Genomic DNA, 15123 nt, shown 5'->3' on the forward strand with positions numbered 1-15123 from the left:
TCCTGACAAATAACGAAACCCATATGGTAGCGCCTGGGCCTGGTGTCGACCAGCTTCTTCACGCTGAAGGGGGCGGTAACCAGGCCTCGGTGAACTCAAACCAGCCGCGAGGATTCAGGCGTACGCCGTTCACCCCTGGTGGCGCGCTGATGCGATAGTGATAATTGAACAGCGGCGTCAGGGTTGCGTCATGCATTAACGTGGCGAAAACCTGCTGTAAAGCCGCATGACGATCGTCCTCATCGGCCTGAATTTGCAAGGCATCCAGCGTGGTCTGCAGATGAGTATATGCGGGTGCATTCAGAACGTGTGACCAGAGTTGATCGCAGCGCAACCACTGTTCGAGAGTATATTCAGGTGCTTCACCAATCAGTCTGTCGCCCATCATCAGGTCGGCCTGGGCTAGGGGATGATTGCCATCCCAGTTTTTAGCATTATGAAAAATAAGCGTTAATTCACAGCCGAGCTGCGCCAGCGCCTGGCGAAGCTGTTCCGCCATCGCATGCAGTTCTACCGGCAGGTGATAAGCCAGCGTCAATTTTTCCGGCAACGCTACTACGTCCAGTTCATCCCATTGTGGGATCGTCCATCCTGGCAGCAGCGCATTGCTTGGCGTGATCAGATTTTCATCCACCTCAAGCGTTTGTAGCAGGGAAGAACGGTGAATGATATTGACCAGCCGACGGGCTTGCTGCGTATTCAGGCGTGCGCTTTTTCTGAGCGTGAGATAACAAAAACCGAGGCTAATCCCGCTGCTCACCTGGCTTAGCATGGGAAGTTCCTCTGGTTTACCTATCGCAATTTGTACCGGATGGCGACAGCTGGTGCCCAAATCCTGGGAGAAAAGCTGCGGGGTTATCCAGTATTCAATGGCTTTCAATAGCGGGTGACTCAGGTGGTAGTGATCGTGACTCTCGATGCGCACCAGCTCAGGGGTAAACAGCGTCAACCGGAACGGGCCGGTACCCACAAACGGATGGTCTGGATGCGCCAGGTGACTGCTGTAGCTTGCCAGACGATGCGCCAGCCAGAAGTCGGGGCGATGCAGAATAAAGGTCAGGCACTGGGGATGCGTCACTTCAATGCGCTTTACGCTGATAAACAGCTTATTTAATGCGGGTAGCGCTAACAGCTTCAGCAACTGTTGATGTAGCTGCGTGCTGCTGACCGCATCGCCGTTATGCCAGTACAGGGTGGAACGAATATAGAAATCCCAGCGCAGACCGTCGGTGGAGATATTCCAGTGGTGGGCCAAATCACCACAAGGGTGTTGCGTGTGACTGTCAAAACGTGTCAGACCAGAGAAAATTTGTCCGGCGAGGTGTTGTTCCGCGCGACCGGGCAGGAATCCAGGATGCAAAGGGTCAAGCTGGCGATAATAGGGGATACGCAGGGTTGGCGTGTCGTTTTGCCATTGACCGCCCATAAACGGCTGTAGCAGGGTTCTTAATTCTCCCGGTGCCAGCTGAGCCAGCTCCAGCACGCTGAGCTGTTCACCCTTTTGTAGCGCCTGTTCCATCATGGTGTTGCGCAGGGAATCCGGCGTCACCAAAAAGCGTAACAGCCCGCGTTTCCCGCGCCCCGACCGGGCATGCCATTCCAGCCAGCCAGCATCCTGCGCTTGCTTTAGCAGGGTGCGCACGTGGCGCTCGCTGCAAAAGCAGCGTTCAGCCAGTTCCCCGACGGTCACCGACTGCGGTTCGCCGTGCGAGGGTTGCCACAGGCGTTGGTACTGGTTCAGACGATTAAGCAGACGCATTGATACTTTATCCTTCTGGATGCCCGTTAACGGTTTTTGCGCAGATAAACCCGGAACAATTCATTTTATCTATTCACTATTACTTCCGTATATCTCAGGTGATACTGAATCACAAGTTAACCGCGTCACAGTGTGGAGAAAGAAATGGCTCGTCTGGCTGCATTTGATATGGATGGCACCCTTTTGATGCCGAATCACCACTTAGGTGATGAAACCCTTTCGACGCTGGCACGTCTGCGTGAACGTGATATCACCCTGACATTTGCCACCGGCCGCCATGTGCTGGAAATGCGCCATATTTTGGGTTCTATCTCGCTGGACGCCTTTTTAATCACCGGTAACGGGACGCGAATTCACTCGCTGGAAGGCGATGTATTGCATCGTCAGGATCTGGATCCCTCAGTCGCCGATATCGTATTGCACCAGCGGTGGGAAACGCAGGCCAGCATGCATGTCTTTAATGACAACGGCTGGTTCACCGGGCAAGAGATTCCGTCACTGTTGCAGGCGCATGTGTACAGCGGATTTCGTTACCAGATTGTGGATGTGAAGCGTATTCCTGCCCATCAGGTCACGAAAATCTGCTTCTGTGGCGATCATGACGATTTGGTTCGCCTGCGCATTCAGTTGAATGACGCGCTGGGCGAACAGGCGAATCTCTGTTTTTCTGCGATTGATTGCCTCGAAGTACTGCCGCTGGGCTGTAATAAAGGCTCTGCGCTGGCGGTACTGAGCGAGCACTTGGGTTATTCCATGGCTGACTGCATGGCGTTTGGCGATGCCATGAACGATCGCGAAATGTTAGGCAGCGTTGGGCGCGGCCTGATTATGGGTAACGCAATGCCGCAACTGATGGCTGAACTGCCGCATTTATCGGTGATTGGGCATTGCCGTAATCAGGCGGTGTCACACTTTTTGACGCATTGGCTGGACAATCCACATCTACCTTATTCCCCCGAATGAGAGATCCCTTCCAGCAAGCCAGACTTCACGTCTGGCTTTTTTTTGTCTGATCAGTGTGTATTCAGCAACAGGGATAGTTCCGCTTTCCACGGCGTTAAATCACCGATGTGCGCGTCAACCCACTGCGGGTTGTAGTAGGTTTCCAGGTAGCGTTCGCCGCTGTCGCACAGCAGCGTCACCAGCGACCCCGTTTCTCCGGCGTCGCGCATACGGGCGGCAAGTTGTAACGCTCCCCACATGTTGGTTCCGGTTGAGGCGCCCACTTTACGGCCTAGCTGCGTCTCCAGCCAGTGTGCGGTGGCAACGCTTGCGGCATCCGGAACGCGCAACATTTCATCGACCACATCAGGAATGAAAGAAGGCTCTACGCGTGGACGGCCAATGCCTTCAATTTTGCTGCCGACCGGACTGCGTAACGACGCATCGCGATCCTGCCAGTAAGGCAGAAAGACCGAGTTCTCTGGGTCTACCACCATCAGACGACTGTCGTAGCCCTGACAGCGAATATAGCGACCAATGGTTGCGGAGGTACCACCGGTTCCTGCGCTCATCACGATATGGCGAGGCACGGGATTGGGCTCGCACTGCATCTGGCGGAAGATACTGTCGGCAATATTGTTGTTACCACGCCAGTCAGTAGCGCGTTCAGCATAGGTGAACTGGTCCATATAATGCCCGTTCAGTTCACGTGCCAGCTGTTCAGAAGCCGCATAGATTTCGCAGGCGCTTTCCACGAAGTGGCAGCGACCGCCATAAAATTCAATCTGTTCAACTTTACGTTTCGCCGTACAGGAAGGCATGACGGCAATAAACGGCAGTCCAAGCAGGCGGGCGAAATAGGCTTCAGAAACCGCCGTTGAACCCGATGACGATTCAATAATCGTGGTGCCTTCTTTGATCCAGCCATTGCACAATCCGTACAGAAACAGTGAGCGCGCCAGACGATGCTTCAGGCTACCGGTTGGATGCGTGCTCTCATCTTTCAAATAGAGCTGAATACCCGGAAACGCCGGAAGCGACAGACGAATGAGATGCGTATCTGCAGAACGCTGATAATCCGCGTTGATTTCATTGATGGCGTTTTTAACCCAGGAGCTATTCATCATTAATAGATATCCGTTTGTCATTTTGTGCCCAGAATAGCGAAAAGCACGGAAAAAATTGTTGCCATTTAGCCTTTAAAATAGAATGTAAGGAGAAAATTCTTCTCTGTGGAGTGGATATGTTAGACAAAATTGACCGTAAGCTGCTTGGCCTACTGCAACAAGACTGCACCCTTTCTTTGCAGGCGTTAGCCGATGCCGTTAATCTGACGACCACCCCCTGCTGGAAACGGATCAAGCGGCTTGAGGATGACGGCATTCTGCTGGGCAAGGTTGCTCTGCTGGATCCGGAAAAATTGGGGCTGGGTTTAACCGCGTTTGTGCTGATTAAAACCCAGCATCACAGCAGCGAGTGGTACTGCCGCTTTGTCACCGAAGTGACAGGGATGCCGGAGGTGTTGGGTTTCTGGCGCATGGCTGGGGAGTACGACTACCTGATGCGGGTACAGGTTGCTGATATGAAACGCTATGATGATTTCTATAAGCGTCTGGTGAATAGCGTGCCGGGCCTGTCTGATGTCACCTCCAGTTTTGCGATGGAACAGATTAAATACACGACTGCTCTACCTATTGAATAACTCTCCCGGTGGTTATTGCCGGAAATCTTGTCAGGACATAACGCGTGCGATTATTTGCTCAATTAAGCTGGTACTTCCGCCGGGAGTGGCGTCGCTACCTCGGGGCGGTGGCCTTGCTTATCATCATCGCTATTCTTCAGCTTATCCCGCCAAAAGTGGTCGGTATCATCGTGGACGGTGTGACGACACAGAGTTTCACCACCGAGCGGCTGCTGATGTGGGTGGGAACCATTGCTCTGATCGCCGTGGTGGTTTATTTACTGCGCTATGTCTGGCGCGTGCTGCTGTTTGGCGCATCCTACCAACTGGCGGTTGAGCTGCGGGAAGATTATTACCGTCAGTTGAGTCGTCAGCATCCAGAGTTTTATCTGCGTCACCGCACGGGCGATCTGATGGCGCGTGCAACTAACGATGTTGACCGCGTGGTATTCGCCGCCGGGGAAGGCGTACTGACGCTGGTAGATTCGCTGGTCATGGGATGTGCGGTGTTGATCGTGATGTCTACGCAAATCAGTTGGGAGCTGACGCTGATCGCGCTACTGCCGATGCCGGTGATGGCGATAATGATCAAACGTTACGGCGATCGACTTCATAACCGCTTTAAGGTTGCGCAAGCAGCGTTCTCCAGCCTTAACGATCGTACTCAGGAAAGCCTGACCAGTATCCGTATGATTAAGGCTTTTGGTCTGGAAGACCGACAGTCGGCGCTATTTGCCGCAGATGCTAAAGATACCGGCAAGAAAAACTTGCGGGTCGCCCGCATTGACGCCCGTTTTGATCCCACGATTTATATCGCCATTGGTATGGCTAACCTGCTGGCTATCGCCGGGGGAAGCTGGATGGTGGTTCATGGTTCTCTGACCCTTGGTCAGTTAACCAGCTTTATGATGTATCTCGGGCTGATGATTTGGCCGATGCTGGCGCTGGCATGGATGTTTAACATCGTCGAGCGCGGCAGCGCCGCCTACAGCCGTATTCGCGCGATGCTGGCTGAAGCTCCCGTAGTGGATGATGGGACAGAACCCGTACCAGAAGGACGTGGTGAGTTAGCGGTGGCCATTCGCGAATTTTGCTACCCGCAAACGGCTCATCCGGTGCTGGAGAATGTGAATTTCCAGCTCAAACCCGGGCAAATGCTGGGCATTTGTGGCCCTACTGGGGCAGGGAAAAGTACCGTACTATCGCTGCTCCAGCGCCACTTCGATATCACTCATGGGGATGTGCGTTTTCATGATATTCCGTTAACGCGCTTGCAGCTGGATAGCTGGCGTAGCCGCCTGGCAGTGGTCAGCCAGACACCTTTCTTGTTTTCGGATACCGTCGCCAACAACATAGCGCTTGGACGCCCACAGGCCACACAGGAAGAGATCGAACATGTGGCGCGCCTCGCCAGCGTGCATGAGGATATTTTACGTCTTCCTCAGGGCTATGACACCGAAGTGGGTGAACGCGGCGTGATGCTGTCCGGTGGACAAAAACAGCGTATTTCTATCGCTCGTGCGCTGCTGCTGAATGCTGAAATCCTGATTCTTGACGATGCGCTGTCGGCGGTAGATGGTCGTACCGAGCATCAGATCCTGCATAACCTGCGTCAGTGGGGCGAAGGCAGAACCGTGATTATCAGCGCCCACCGTTTATCGGCTCTGACGGAAGCCAATGAAATTATCGTGATGCAGCACGGACATATTGCTCAGCGTGGCGAACACGATGCGCTGGTGCAGCAACCTGGCTGGTATCGTGATATGTACCGCTATCAGCAACTGGAAGCGGCATTGTCTGATGCGCCAGAAATAAACGAGGAGGCGGCTAATGCGTAGTTTTGGGCAACTATGGCCGACCCTGAAAAGGCTGCTGGCGTACGGCTCGCCGTGGCGAAAACAGCTGTCTATTGCTGTTGTCATGCTGTGGGTGGCGGCAGCGGCGGAAGTCAGCGGTCCGCTGCTGATTAGCTATTTTATCGATAACATGGTGGCGAAGAACAATCTGCCGCTGGCAATGGTCGCCGGGCTGGTGGCGGCATATGTCGGTCTGCAACTGTTGGCGGCGGGCCTGCATTACGCGCAGTCATTACTCTTTAACCAGGCTGCGGTTGGCGTAGTACAACAGTTACGCACCGACGTAATGGATGCCGCGCTGCGTCAGCCGCTCAGTGCTTTTGATACGCAACCTGTCGGGCAGCTTATTTCCCGGGTGACCAATGACACTGAAGTGATCCGCGATCTGTACGTGACGGTGGTTGCGACGGTACTGCGCAGTGCAGCCTTAATCGGCGCCATGCTGGTGGCGATGTTCAGCCTTGAGTGGCGGATGGCGCTGGTGGCGATGGCCATTTTCCCGGCGGTGCTGGTGGTGATGGTCATTTATCAGCGCTACAGCACCCCGATTGTGCGCCGGGTTCGCGCCTATCTGGCGGATATTAATGATGGCTTTAACGAAGTTATCAACGGCATGAGCGTTATCCAACAGTTCCGCCAGCAGGCGCGCTTTGGTGAGCGAATGGGCGAAGCCAGCCGTTCTCACTATATGGCGCGTATGCAGACTCTGCGCCTGGATGGATTTCTGCTGCGTCCGCTGCTGAGCCTGTTCTCGGCGCTGATCCTCTGCGGTTTGCTGATGTTGTTTAGCTTTACTTCTGGCAGCGCCATCGAGGTTGGCGTGCTGTACGCGTTTATCAGCTATCTTGGCCGTTTGAACGAGCCGCTGATTGAGTTGACGACTCAGCAATCGATGTTGCAGCAGGCAGTTGTCGCCGGTGAGCGAGTGTTCGAGCTGATGGACGGACCACGTCAGCGCTATGGTGACGATGATCGACCGCTGAAGAGCGGGGACATTGAGGTAGATTACGTTTCATTTGCCTATCGTGACGACAATCTGGTGCTGCAAAATATCAGCCTGTCCGTGCCATCGCGCAGTTTTGTGGCTTTGGTCGGACACACCGGTAGCGGCAAGAGTACGCTCGCCAGCCTGCTGATGGGGTACTACCCGCTGACGCAGGGTGAAATCCGTCTTGATGGACGGCCGTTGTCTTCACTGAGCCACGGTGCGTTGCGTCAGGGCATCGCGATGGTGCAGCAGGATCCGGTGGTGATGGCGGATACCTTCCTGGCAAACGTGACACTGGGTCGTGATATCTCCGAAGAACGGGTGTGGCGGGCGCTGGAGACGGTGCAACTGGCGGAACTGGCGCGCGGGCTGAGTGACGGTATTCATACCCGACTGGGCGAGCAGGGCAATAATTTATCCGTCGGGCAGAAACAGCTGCTGGCGCTGGCGCGTGTGCTGGTTGAAACGCCGCAGGTGCTGATTTTGGACGAAGCGACGGCCAGCATTGACTCCGGTACTGAACAAGCTATTCAGCAGGCGTTGGCTGCGGTGCGTGAGCACACCACGCTGGTGGTGATTGCGCATCGGTTATCCACTATTGTCGATGCTGACACCATTCTGGTACTGCACCGGGGGCAGGCTGTTGAACGCGGCACGCACCAGCAACTGCTTGCCGCACAGGGCCGCTACTGGCAAATGTATCAACTGCAACTGGCAGGCGAAGAGCTGGCGGCCAGCGCACATGAGGATTCAATTATCGCCTGATGGCGCTGCGTTTCTCAGGCCTGCAGCCAGTGTGGTTTCGTAGGCCAGAGAAAGCGGTTTTGCCGCCATCCTGCAATCAACAATCTGGTGCAAAAATGTAACGCACTATGCACCGTTATAGTGCGTTTTTTCTTTTTCTATCCTCGCCGTACCCCGTGCGGCTAAATCATCCCGCGTTTTCCATTCCTGGCACACCCCTTGCATTGTTCAGCATGTGTATCTGCAGCACTACTGAATTCTGACTGGAGGGGATCTATGAAGCTGGTTACCGTGGTAATCAAACCGTTCAAACTGGAAGACGTCCGTGAAGCATTGTCGTCTATTGGTATTCAGGGGCTGACCGTCACCGAAGTGAAGGGGTTTGGCCGACAAAAAGGTCATGCCGAGTTGTACCGGGGAGCTGAATACAGCGTCAACTTCCTACCCAAAGTGAAGATTGATGTGGCAATTGCTGATGACCAACTGGATGGCGTAATTGATGTCATCAGTAAGGCTGCCTACACCGGAAAAATTGGCGACGGCAAAATCTTCGTCGCCGAGCTACAACGCGTGATTCGTATTCGTACCGGCGAAGCCGACGAAGCCGCACTGTAACGTCTGGCACACAGTGATAGGAAACCAAAAAATGAAGATAGCAACGATGAAAACGGGTATTGCATCACTGGCGCTGCTGCCGGGACTGGCGATGGCGGCACCAGCGGTCGCGGATAAAGCCGATAACGCTTTTATGATGATCTGTACCGCGCTGGTGCTGTTTATGACCATCCCTGGCATTGCGCTGTTCTACGGCGGTTTAATTCGCGGTAAGAACGTGTTGTCGATGCTGACCCAGGTTACGGTGACATTTGCCCTGGTTTGTATTTTATGGGTGGTTTATGGCTACTCACTGGCCTTTGGCGAGGGGAATAATTTCTTCGGCAACTTCAACTGGGTATTGCTGAAGAATATCGCGCTGACGGCGGTCACGGGGAGCTTCTACCAGTACATTCACGTTGCTTTTCAGGGCTCGTTCGCCTGCATCACCGTGGGACTCATCGTCGGGGCACTGGCTGAACGTATTCGCTTCTCTGCGGTGCTGATTTTTGTGGTGGTGTGGTTAACGCTATCCTATATCCCTATTGCCCATATGGTCTGGGGCGGCGGCTTGCTGGCTTCCCATGGCGCACTGGATTTTGCAGGCGGCACGGTAGTACATATCAACGCCGCGATTGCCGGCCTGGTGGGTGCGTATCTGATTGGCAAACGCGTCGGTTTTGGTAAAGAAGCCTTTAAACCGCACAATCTGCCGATGGTCTTCACCGGTACCGCTATCCTTTACATTGGTTGGTTTGGCTTTAACGCTGGTTCTGCGGGTATGGCGAATGAAATCGCTGCACTGGCCTTCGTCAATACCGTGGTTGCTACTGCGGCCGCTATTCTCGGCTGGATCTTCGGCGAATGGGCGCTGCGTGGCAAACCGTCTCTGCTGGGCGCGTGTTCTGGCGCCATTGCCGGTCTGGTAGGCGTGACACCTGCCTGTGGCTATATCGGTGTCGGCGGTGCGCTGATTATCGGTGTCGTTGCGGGACTGGCTGGCCTGTGGGGCGTAACCATGCTGAAACGTTTTCTGCGCGTGGACGATCCGTGTGACGTGTTTGGCGTTCACGGCGTGTGCGGTATTGTCGGCTGTATCCTGACCGGCGTTTTCGCTGCCAGCTCTCTGGGTGGCGTGGGCTTTGCCGAGGGTGTGACCATGGGGCATCAGTTGCTGGTGCAACTGGAAAGCGTGGCGATCACCATTGTCTGGTCCGGTGTCGTGGCATTTATCGGCTATAAGCTGGCGGACATGACGGTAGGCCTGCGCGTACCGGAAGAGCAGGAGCGCGAAGGGTTGGATGTGAACAGCCACGGCGAGAACGCTTACAACGCCTGATGTTTCAATCCGCCGGATGGCGCTAAACGCTTATCCGGCCTACGACGATGTAGTCTGTAGGCCGGATAAGACATCAATTGCGATTACGCATGACTCCTTCCTGCACGGTAGAGGCGACCAGCACGCCGTCCTGGGTATAAAACTCCCCGCGAACAAAGCCCCGGGCACCGGAGGCCGAAGTACTCTCGACGTTATACAGCAGCCACTCATTGATATTGAACGGACGGTGGAACCACATGGAATGGTCAATGGTGGCGATCTGAATCCCTTTTTCCAGAAAACCAATGCCATACGGTTGTAAAGCAACAGGCAGGAAGTTCAGATCAGAGGCGTAACCAAGCAGATACTGATGAACACGCAGATCGTCCTGCAGCGTGCCGTTAGCACGGATCCACACCTGGCGAGTCGGGTTGGCAACGTGACCTTTTAACGGATTATGAAATTCCACTGGACGGACTTCCAGCGGGCGGTCGTTGATAAATTTTTCTTTCAACAGCGGCGGCAGCAGGTGAGCGACCGAACGGGCAATTTCCGTTTCTGATTTTAGCTCTTCAGGGCCAGGTGCTGCCGGCATCTCTTTTTGATGCTCAAACCCATCTTCTGGTGCCTGGAAAGAGGCGGTCATATAAAAAATGGGTTTGCCATTCTGGATCGCGGCAACGCGGCGGGCGCTGAAGCTGTTACCATCGCGCAGCACCTCGACATCATAGATGATGGGCTTTTGGCTATCGCCCGGACGTAAAAAATAGCTGTGGAAGGAGTGCACCAGACGCTCTTCCGGCACGGTCTCTTTCGCGGCGTACAACGCCTGACCGACAACCTGACCCCCAAAAACCTGACGTAACCCTAAGTCTTCACTTTGGCCCCGAAAGAGTCCTTCTTCAATTTTTTCCAGATTTAACAATGCCAGCAAATTTTTCAGTGCCAGACTCATACGTGCTCTCCAGGTAATAGCCTTCTCGCAGCGAGGTAGGCAGAGTATAACGCAATTTTGAAAGTGGTCCGATGGGTGCAATTGTCTGAATTACAGGCCTATTACAAGCAGAAATTGCTAATTTGTGCCACACTTAGTCATGTTATGTTTTTGTTAACCACTCTTCTGGCGAGGAAAGTTCTCGCTGGTGCATAGATGAGAAGGAGAATTTAATGAAACTCGTGCACATGGTAAGTGGTTTAGCGGTTGCGGTTGCTCTGGCGGCCTGTGCTGGTAAAAGTGCGGATATTCAAACACCTGCACCAAGTCCTAATACGTCAATTGCTGACACACAGTCAAAAATTCAACAGCCGAATGTGTCTGGTACGGTGTGGATCCGCCAGAAAGTTGCCTTACCGCCGGATGCCGTGCTGACCGTCACACTGTCAGATGCATCGCTTGCCGATGCACCGTCAAAAGTGCTGTCGCAAAAAGTTGTGCGTACCGAGGGTAAACAAGCGCCATTCAGCTTCGTGCTCCCGTTTAACCCGGCAGATATTCAGCCGAACGCCCGTATTCTGCTGAGTGCGGCGATTACGGTGAATGATAAACTGGTCTTTATTACTGATACCGTGCAGACGGTCATTAATCAGGGGGGGACAAAAGCTGACCTGACGCTGGTCCCTGTACAGCAAACGGCCGTTCCAGTACAGGCGAACGGTGGTGCCGCGACAACGGTACCGTCAACGTCACCCACGCAGGTGAATCCGTCTTCCGCAGTTCCTGCCCCGACACAGTACTAAGGGCATTCTAACCCTCTCCATCCGGAGGGGGTTAGTACACCCAGCGATAGCGCTGTAAATCGATTTGTCCACTCCCTGAAACCACAATACCTTCCGCCAGCAACGCCTGACGCTGTCGTTGCAGGTCTGGCCCCGTCAGCGAAATGGTACCATGGCGATTGACCACTCGATGCCAGGGTAGAGTGCTGCCTTCGGGTAGTCGCTTGAGTACACCGCCCACCTGACGTGCAGCGCGCGGTGAGCCAGCAAGCCTGGCGACATCGCCATAGGTGGTGACGAATCCTTCGGGGATTGAGGCAACGATTTGCCAGACGCGTTGAGGGAAAGAGTCTTGTATATCCATCGTTTATTCCTGCGCTAATCCTCCAGCATAATCCCGAATGACGAGGTAGTGAAGCTTCATTGCACAAGAAAACAGCATCCGATGCGTGATGGGTTGCAATTACAGGGTGCAGAAGTGATAATGCGCCTGCGCGTTGGTTAACAACGCTCTCAATGGGGGCTCTGTTGGTTCTCCCGCAACGCTACTCTGTTCACCAGGTCAGGTCCGGAAGGAAGCAGCCAGGGCAGATGACGTGTGTGCCGGGATGTAGCTGGCAGGGCCCCCACCCAATTCTGCCGTCCGGCAATCTCAGTTCTTCTCATCTTCTTTTCTTTGTCATCGTATTGTCATTTTATTGTCATCAAATGCTGTCAATGTGTTTCAGGGATGTTATTTGATGCTTTTGCCGCTGCCATCGCGCTGTAACGACATGGTCTTACATCCGGTGTGTTTTGGCTGACCACAAGGATTTTCTACGATGTCGACCGCAGTATTGAATGTCAAAATTGATGAGGCGCTAAAAGAAAAGCTGCGTCATTACGCTGAAGTGAATAATGAGAACCTAAGTATCTCGACGGAAAAATTGCTGCTTATCGCGTTTTCCGCCATTGAAGAGGCGGGAGTCTCCGCTGAGGATATTGATAGCCAGCATACGGAAGAATCCGTGGTTGAAGCACTGACTCCTAAAGAAATCAAAGCGCTGCGCAGATTACTGAAGAAGAAAAAATGAAACAACAACCGCTCTCAACCGCCTGTAATTATGGCGAAGCCTGTGAATTGCTACGTTCCGGTTATGTTAAACATGTTCGTTTGAGCTGGAATGTCGGCAGCGATGAGTTCTTTCGTATCGCTTCTGACTGGTGCGATGCCGGGGCGAAAATTAAGAAAGACGGCGAGAATTTTGTGATTTCCCTGAAGGGGTTCCCGGTTCCTCCTCAGCGGTAATATTGCCGGGACATCCTCGTCCATCACGCTATTCAAGGACGAGTCCTTTGACTCGTCGCTTAGATTATTTTGCGCATTTTCCCGTGACTTGCCTGTAAACGTAGGTTGTCCCAAATGGGTTGCAACGTCCGGAAAGCCGAGCGCATTGTGTCATCGGGCAGTGCGAAGGGCATACGCAAAAAGCGATCGAATGCGCCATCCAGGCCAAAACGCGTCCCGGTACCCATCTGAATACCTGCACTTTCGGCGCGGGTGGCAAACAACGTCGCCAGCGTATCGGGTAATTCAACCCAGAAAGAGAGCCCCCCCTGCGGTTGAGTAAACTGCCAATCCGGGAAATGTGTCTCCATCAGGTCATGGCACAGATCGCGCCGGGTGGTGAGCAATTGCCGTCTGTTGGGAAGAAAATCGGCCGCATTGTCCAGCAACCAACCCGTGGCAAGCTGTTCAAGTACTGGTGATCCTAAATCAAATGTGTCGCGAGTCTGTACCAGCGCAGCGATGGTACGCGACGAGGCCCGAATCCAGCCCAGACGTAACCCGCCCCAAAAACTTTTCCCCGCCGATCCCAGTAGGATTACCGGCGCATCGCGATTGAATGCAGCAAGTGGAGGCGGAGGCGGGGCGTCATACCACAGGTTTACCATGGTCTCATCGACCACCAGCGTGGTACGGGTTCTTTCCGCAATGTCCGCCACGACCTGGCGAGTTGCGGCGTCCATACAGCGTCCGGTCGGGTTGTGAAAGTCCGGCATCAGATAGGCCATTCTCGGGGCTGTTTGCGCGAGGGTGGCAACCAGACCCGCTGTATCCCAACCGTGCTCAGGCAGCGAAACGCCGACGGGGCGACATGACGCCCCTTGTATTGCTGCAATCGCCAGCGGATACGTGGGGTGATCGACCACTACGCGATCGCCGGGGCCGGTGAGTAAACGCAGGATCAGCGCCAGACCGCTGACTGCGCCGTTCACCACCATAATCTCATCGGGCTGCGTTGGGAGCCCGCGCTCGCAATAATGCCGGGCGATGGATTCACGCAAAACCGCCAGTCCCTGCGGCAGATACCCGGAGCTTAGCAAATGCTGCGGCATCGCAAACAGCGCTTGTTGGTAAGCCTGGTGAATTTCGGGACCGGCACTCAGCGCCGCCGTGGACAAATCCAGCGCTGTGCCGGTACTGGTTCGCGTCGGCACATGACGAATGTGTTCCGGCAGGATCACCCGTGAGCCGCTCCCATGACGGCTTTCCAGATATCCCTCCTCACGCAGTTGCGCCATGGCGCTGGCGATGGTAGTTCGGCTCACTTCCAGAACGGCAGCGAGCTCGCGTTCGCCGGGTAAGCGGGTATCCAGCGCCAATCGACCATCCAGGATCAGCAGGCGCAGTGCCTCTGCCAACTGTCGCCAGATAGGTGTACGCGAGGGGGTCTCCTGCCAGTGCCCAAGCAGGCGCTGCAGGGACTGGCTTCCATAACGGCGAGATGACATAGCAGTCCACTTTTTGAAAACTGGACATTAATCATAGTGCCAATTGCGGTGAAGATGAAAGCTATCTGAGAGGTGAGGAGAAAATTATGCTGCGTCGTTTACTTCAGCTGTTTATTGGGCTGACGCTGTACGGTGTGTCGACGGCGATGTTTGTACGTGCAGATTTAGGGGCTGACCCATGGAACGTATTTCACCTGGGCGTGGCAAATCTATTATCGATGAATATCGGCCTGGTGATCATCGCCGTGGGGGGACTGGTTCTGCTGGCATGGATACCACTGCGCCAGCGCCCCGGATTTGGCACTCTCAGCAATGTCATTATGATTGGTTTGGCGGCAGATGCCGCGCTGGCGGTGATCCCTGGATTTGAATCGCTACTGACGCGCAGTGGACTGCTGGTTGCGGCGGTGATCCTGAACGCGTTAGCCACCAGTCTGTACATTGGCGCCGGTTTTGGTGCGGGCCCACGTGACGGCTTGATGACCGGCATTCATGCGCGTACCGGCTGGCCAGTACGACGAATTCGCACCGCAATTGAAGTGTCAGTGCTGCTGATCGGCTGGCTGCTGGGGGGAACCGTCGGGGTTGGGACGGTGCTGTATGCGCTGGCTATCGGGCCGCTCATTCAGATTTGCCTGCCGTGGTTTCGCCATCAGCCGCAGTCGCGTATCCGCCCCAGGAATGCGCCTGGGGCACAATCGTCTGCTGGCGACTAAACTTAACCTCGACTGACGCGGCCGGAATCGGCTT

At 54.5% G+C, this 15123-nt stretch carries 15 protein-coding genes and 1 other RNA gene; 11 read left to right on the top strand and 5 right to left on the bottom strand.

Going from position 1 to position 15123, the window contains the following annotated elements:
• Positions 1 to 58: 58 nt before the first annotated feature.
• Positions 59 to 1759, bottom strand: a complete 1701-nt coding sequence (locus OGX91_RS12160; protein ID WP_286626382.1) for an SgrR family transcriptional regulator — start codon at positions 1757 to 1759, stop codon at positions 59 to 61.
• Positions 1760 to 1903: 144 nt separating this feature from the next.
• On the opposite strand from OGX91_RS12160, the gene cof reads away from it, so the two are divergent.
• Positions 1904 to 2722, top strand: coding sequence for an HMP-PP phosphatase (gene cof, locus OGX91_RS12165; RefSeq protein ID WP_005125173.1), 819 nt, complete (start codon positions 1904 to 1906; stop codon positions 2720 to 2722).
• Positions 2723 to 2772: 50 nt separating this feature from the next.
• On the opposite strand, the gene OGX91_RS12170 is transcribed toward cof, so the two are convergent.
• The gene (locus tag OGX91_RS12170; protein WP_223236836.1) at positions 2773 to 3828 is read right to left on the bottom strand and encodes a PLP-dependent cysteine synthase family protein; all 1056 of its coding nucleotides are present in this window, start codon (positions 3826 to 3828) and stop codon (positions 2773 to 2775) included.
• A 116-nt stretch (positions 3829 to 3944) separates the two neighbouring features.
• On the opposite strand from OGX91_RS12170, the gene decR reads away from it, so the two are divergent.
• The 5 genes from decR to amtB all read left to right on the top strand — a co-directional run bounded on the left by decR (position 3945) and on the right by amtB (position 9903).
• On the top strand, positions 3945 to 4403 hold the full coding sequence (gene decR, locus OGX91_RS12175) for a DNA-binding transcriptional regulator DecR (protein WP_182290863.1): 459 nt from the start codon (positions 3945 to 3947) through the stop codon (positions 4401 to 4403).
• 44 nt (positions 4404 to 4447) lie between these two features.
• Entirely contained in the window at positions 4448 to 6220 is a 1773-nt protein-coding gene (locus OGX91_RS12180) for a SmdA family multidrug ABC transporter permease/ATP-binding protein (protein ID WP_286626384.1), read from the top strand.
• Positions 6213 to 7991, top strand: a complete 1779-nt coding sequence (locus OGX91_RS12185; protein WP_005125177.1) for a SmdB family multidrug efflux ABC transporter permease/ATP-binding protein — start codon at positions 6213 to 6215, stop codon at positions 7989 to 7991. The genes OGX91_RS12180 and OGX91_RS12185 overlap by 8 nt, the downstream gene beginning before the upstream one ends.
• 255 nt (positions 7992 to 8246) lie before the next feature.
• Positions 8247 to 8585 carry a P-II family nitrogen regulator gene (glnK, locus tag OGX91_RS12190; RefSeq protein ID WP_003021657.1) on the top strand — a complete coding sequence of 113 codons (339 nt, stop codon included), beginning with the start codon at positions 8247 to 8249 and terminating at the stop codon, positions 8583 to 8585.
• Positions 8586 to 8616: 31 nt separating this feature from the next.
• The gene (gene amtB, locus OGX91_RS12195; protein WP_040232699.1) at positions 8617 to 9903 is read left to right on the top strand and encodes an ammonium transporter AmtB; all 1287 of its coding nucleotides are present in this window, start codon (positions 8617 to 8619) and stop codon (positions 9901 to 9903) included.
• Positions 9904 to 9976: 73 nt separating this feature from the next.
• Here amtB and tesB read toward each other — a convergent pair whose 3' ends face one another.
• Positions 9977 to 10837, bottom strand: a complete 861-nt coding sequence (gene tesB / locus OGX91_RS12200; protein ID WP_005125179.1) for an acyl-CoA thioesterase II — start codon at positions 10835 to 10837, stop codon at positions 9977 to 9979.
• Positions 10838 to 11049: 212 nt separating this feature from the next.
• Here tesB and OGX91_RS12205 point away from each other — a divergent pair, with 212 nt between their 5' ends.
• Positions 11050 to 11619 carry a YbaY family lipoprotein gene (locus tag OGX91_RS12205; RefSeq protein WP_040232697.1) on the top strand — a complete coding sequence of 190 codons (570 nt, stop codon included), beginning with the start codon at positions 11050 to 11052 and terminating at the stop codon, positions 11617 to 11619.
• 31 nt (positions 11620 to 11650) lie between these two features.
• Here OGX91_RS12205 and OGX91_RS12210 read toward each other — a convergent pair whose 3' ends face one another.
• Complete coding sequence (locus tag OGX91_RS12210; protein WP_003831028.1) at positions 11651 to 11962, bottom strand: MGMT family protein; 312 nt, start codon at positions 11960 to 11962, stop codon at positions 11651 to 11653.
• A 162-nt stretch (positions 11963 to 12124) separates the two neighbouring features.
• Between OGX91_RS12210 and ffs the strand changes: the two genes are divergently transcribed.
• The 3 genes from ffs (at position 12125) to OGX91_RS12225 (ending at position 12886) form a co-directional block, all read left to right on the top strand.
• Positions 12125 to 12221, top strand: an RNA gene (gene ffs / locus OGX91_RS12215) — signal recognition particle sRNA small type.
• 198 nt (positions 12222 to 12419) lie between these two features.
• Positions 12420 to 12671 (top strand): hypothetical protein, encoded by a 252-nt coding sequence (locus tag OGX91_RS12220; RefSeq protein ID WP_005125182.1) that lies wholly within the window; start codon positions 12420 to 12422, stop codon positions 12669 to 12671.
• Positions 12668 to 12886 (top strand): hypothetical protein, encoded by a 219-nt coding sequence (locus OGX91_RS12225; protein ID WP_005125184.1) that lies wholly within the window; start codon positions 12668 to 12670, stop codon positions 12884 to 12886. Before OGX91_RS12220 ends, OGX91_RS12225 begins: the two co-directional genes overlap by 4 nt.
• A gap of 59 nt (positions 12887 to 12945) precedes the next feature.
• On the opposite strand, the gene yczR is transcribed toward OGX91_RS12225, so the two are convergent.
• Positions 12946 to 14373 carry a MocR-like transcription factor YczR gene (yczR, locus tag OGX91_RS12230; protein ID WP_286626387.1) on the bottom strand — a complete coding sequence of 476 codons (1428 nt, stop codon included), beginning with the start codon at positions 14371 to 14373 and terminating at the stop codon, positions 12946 to 12948.
• An 86-nt stretch (positions 14374 to 14459) separates the two neighbouring features.
• On the opposite strand from yczR, the gene yczE reads away from it, so the two are divergent.
• Entirely contained in the window at positions 14460 to 15089 is a 630-nt protein-coding gene (gene yczE, locus OGX91_RS12235) for a membrane protein YczE (protein ID WP_276683108.1), read from the top strand.
• Positions 15090 to 15123: the final 34 nt, after the last annotated feature.

This window comes from Citrobacter sp. Cpa228 (assembly GCF_030333085.1).
Classification (GTDB): Bacteria; Pseudomonadota; Gammaproteobacteria; order Enterobacterales; family Enterobacteriaceae; genus Citrobacter; species Citrobacter pasteurii.

Bases quoted from the DNA above. Each gene is read 5' to 3' on its own strand.
- OGX91_RS12160 (WP_286626382.1), bottom strand. From the start codon at position 1,759: ATGCGTCTGCTTAATCGTCTGAACCAGTACCAACGCCTGTGGCAACCC.
- cof (WP_005125173.1), top strand. From the start codon at position 1,904: ATGGCTCGTCTGGCTGCATTTGATATGGATGGCACCCTTTTGATGCCG.
- OGX91_RS12170 (WP_223236836.1), bottom strand. From the start codon at position 3,828: ATGATGAATAGCTCCTGGGTTAAAAACGCCATCAATGAAATCAACGCG.
- decR (WP_182290863.1), top strand. From the start codon at position 3,945: ATGTTAGACAAAATTGACCGTAAGCTGCTTGGCCTACTGCAACAAGAC.
- OGX91_RS12185 (WP_005125177.1), top strand. From the start codon at position 6,213: ATGCGTAGTTTTGGGCAACTATGGCCGACCCTGAAAAGGCTGCTGGCG.
- glnK (WP_003021657.1), top strand. From the start codon at position 8,247: ATGAAGCTGGTTACCGTGGTAATCAAACCGTTCAAACTGGAAGACGTC.
- amtB (WP_040232699.1), top strand. From the start codon at position 8,617: ATGAAGATAGCAACGATGAAAACGGGTATTGCATCACTGGCGCTGCTG.
- tesB (WP_005125179.1), bottom strand. From the start codon at position 10,837: ATGAGTCTGGCACTGAAAAATTTGCTGGCATTGTTAAATCTGGAAAAA.
- OGX91_RS12205 (WP_040232697.1), top strand. From the start codon at position 11,050: ATGAAACTCGTGCACATGGTAAGTGGTTTAGCGGTTGCGGTTGCTCTG.
- OGX91_RS12210 (WP_003831028.1), bottom strand. From the start codon at position 11,962: ATGGATATACAAGACTCTTTCCCTCAACGCGTCTGGCAAATCGTTGCC.
- OGX91_RS12220 (WP_005125182.1), top strand. From the start codon at position 12,420: ATGTCGACCGCAGTATTGAATGTCAAAATTGATGAGGCGCTAAAAGAA.
- OGX91_RS12225 (WP_005125184.1), top strand. From the start codon at position 12,668: ATGAAACAACAACCGCTCTCAACCGCCTGTAATTATGGCGAAGCCTGT.
- yczR (WP_286626387.1), bottom strand. From the start codon at position 14,373: ATGTCATCTCGCCGTTATGGAAGCCAGTCCCTGCAGCGCCTGCTTGGG.
- yczE (WP_276683108.1), top strand. From the start codon at position 14,460: ATGCTGCGTCGTTTACTTCAGCTGTTTATTGGGCTGACGCTGTACGGT.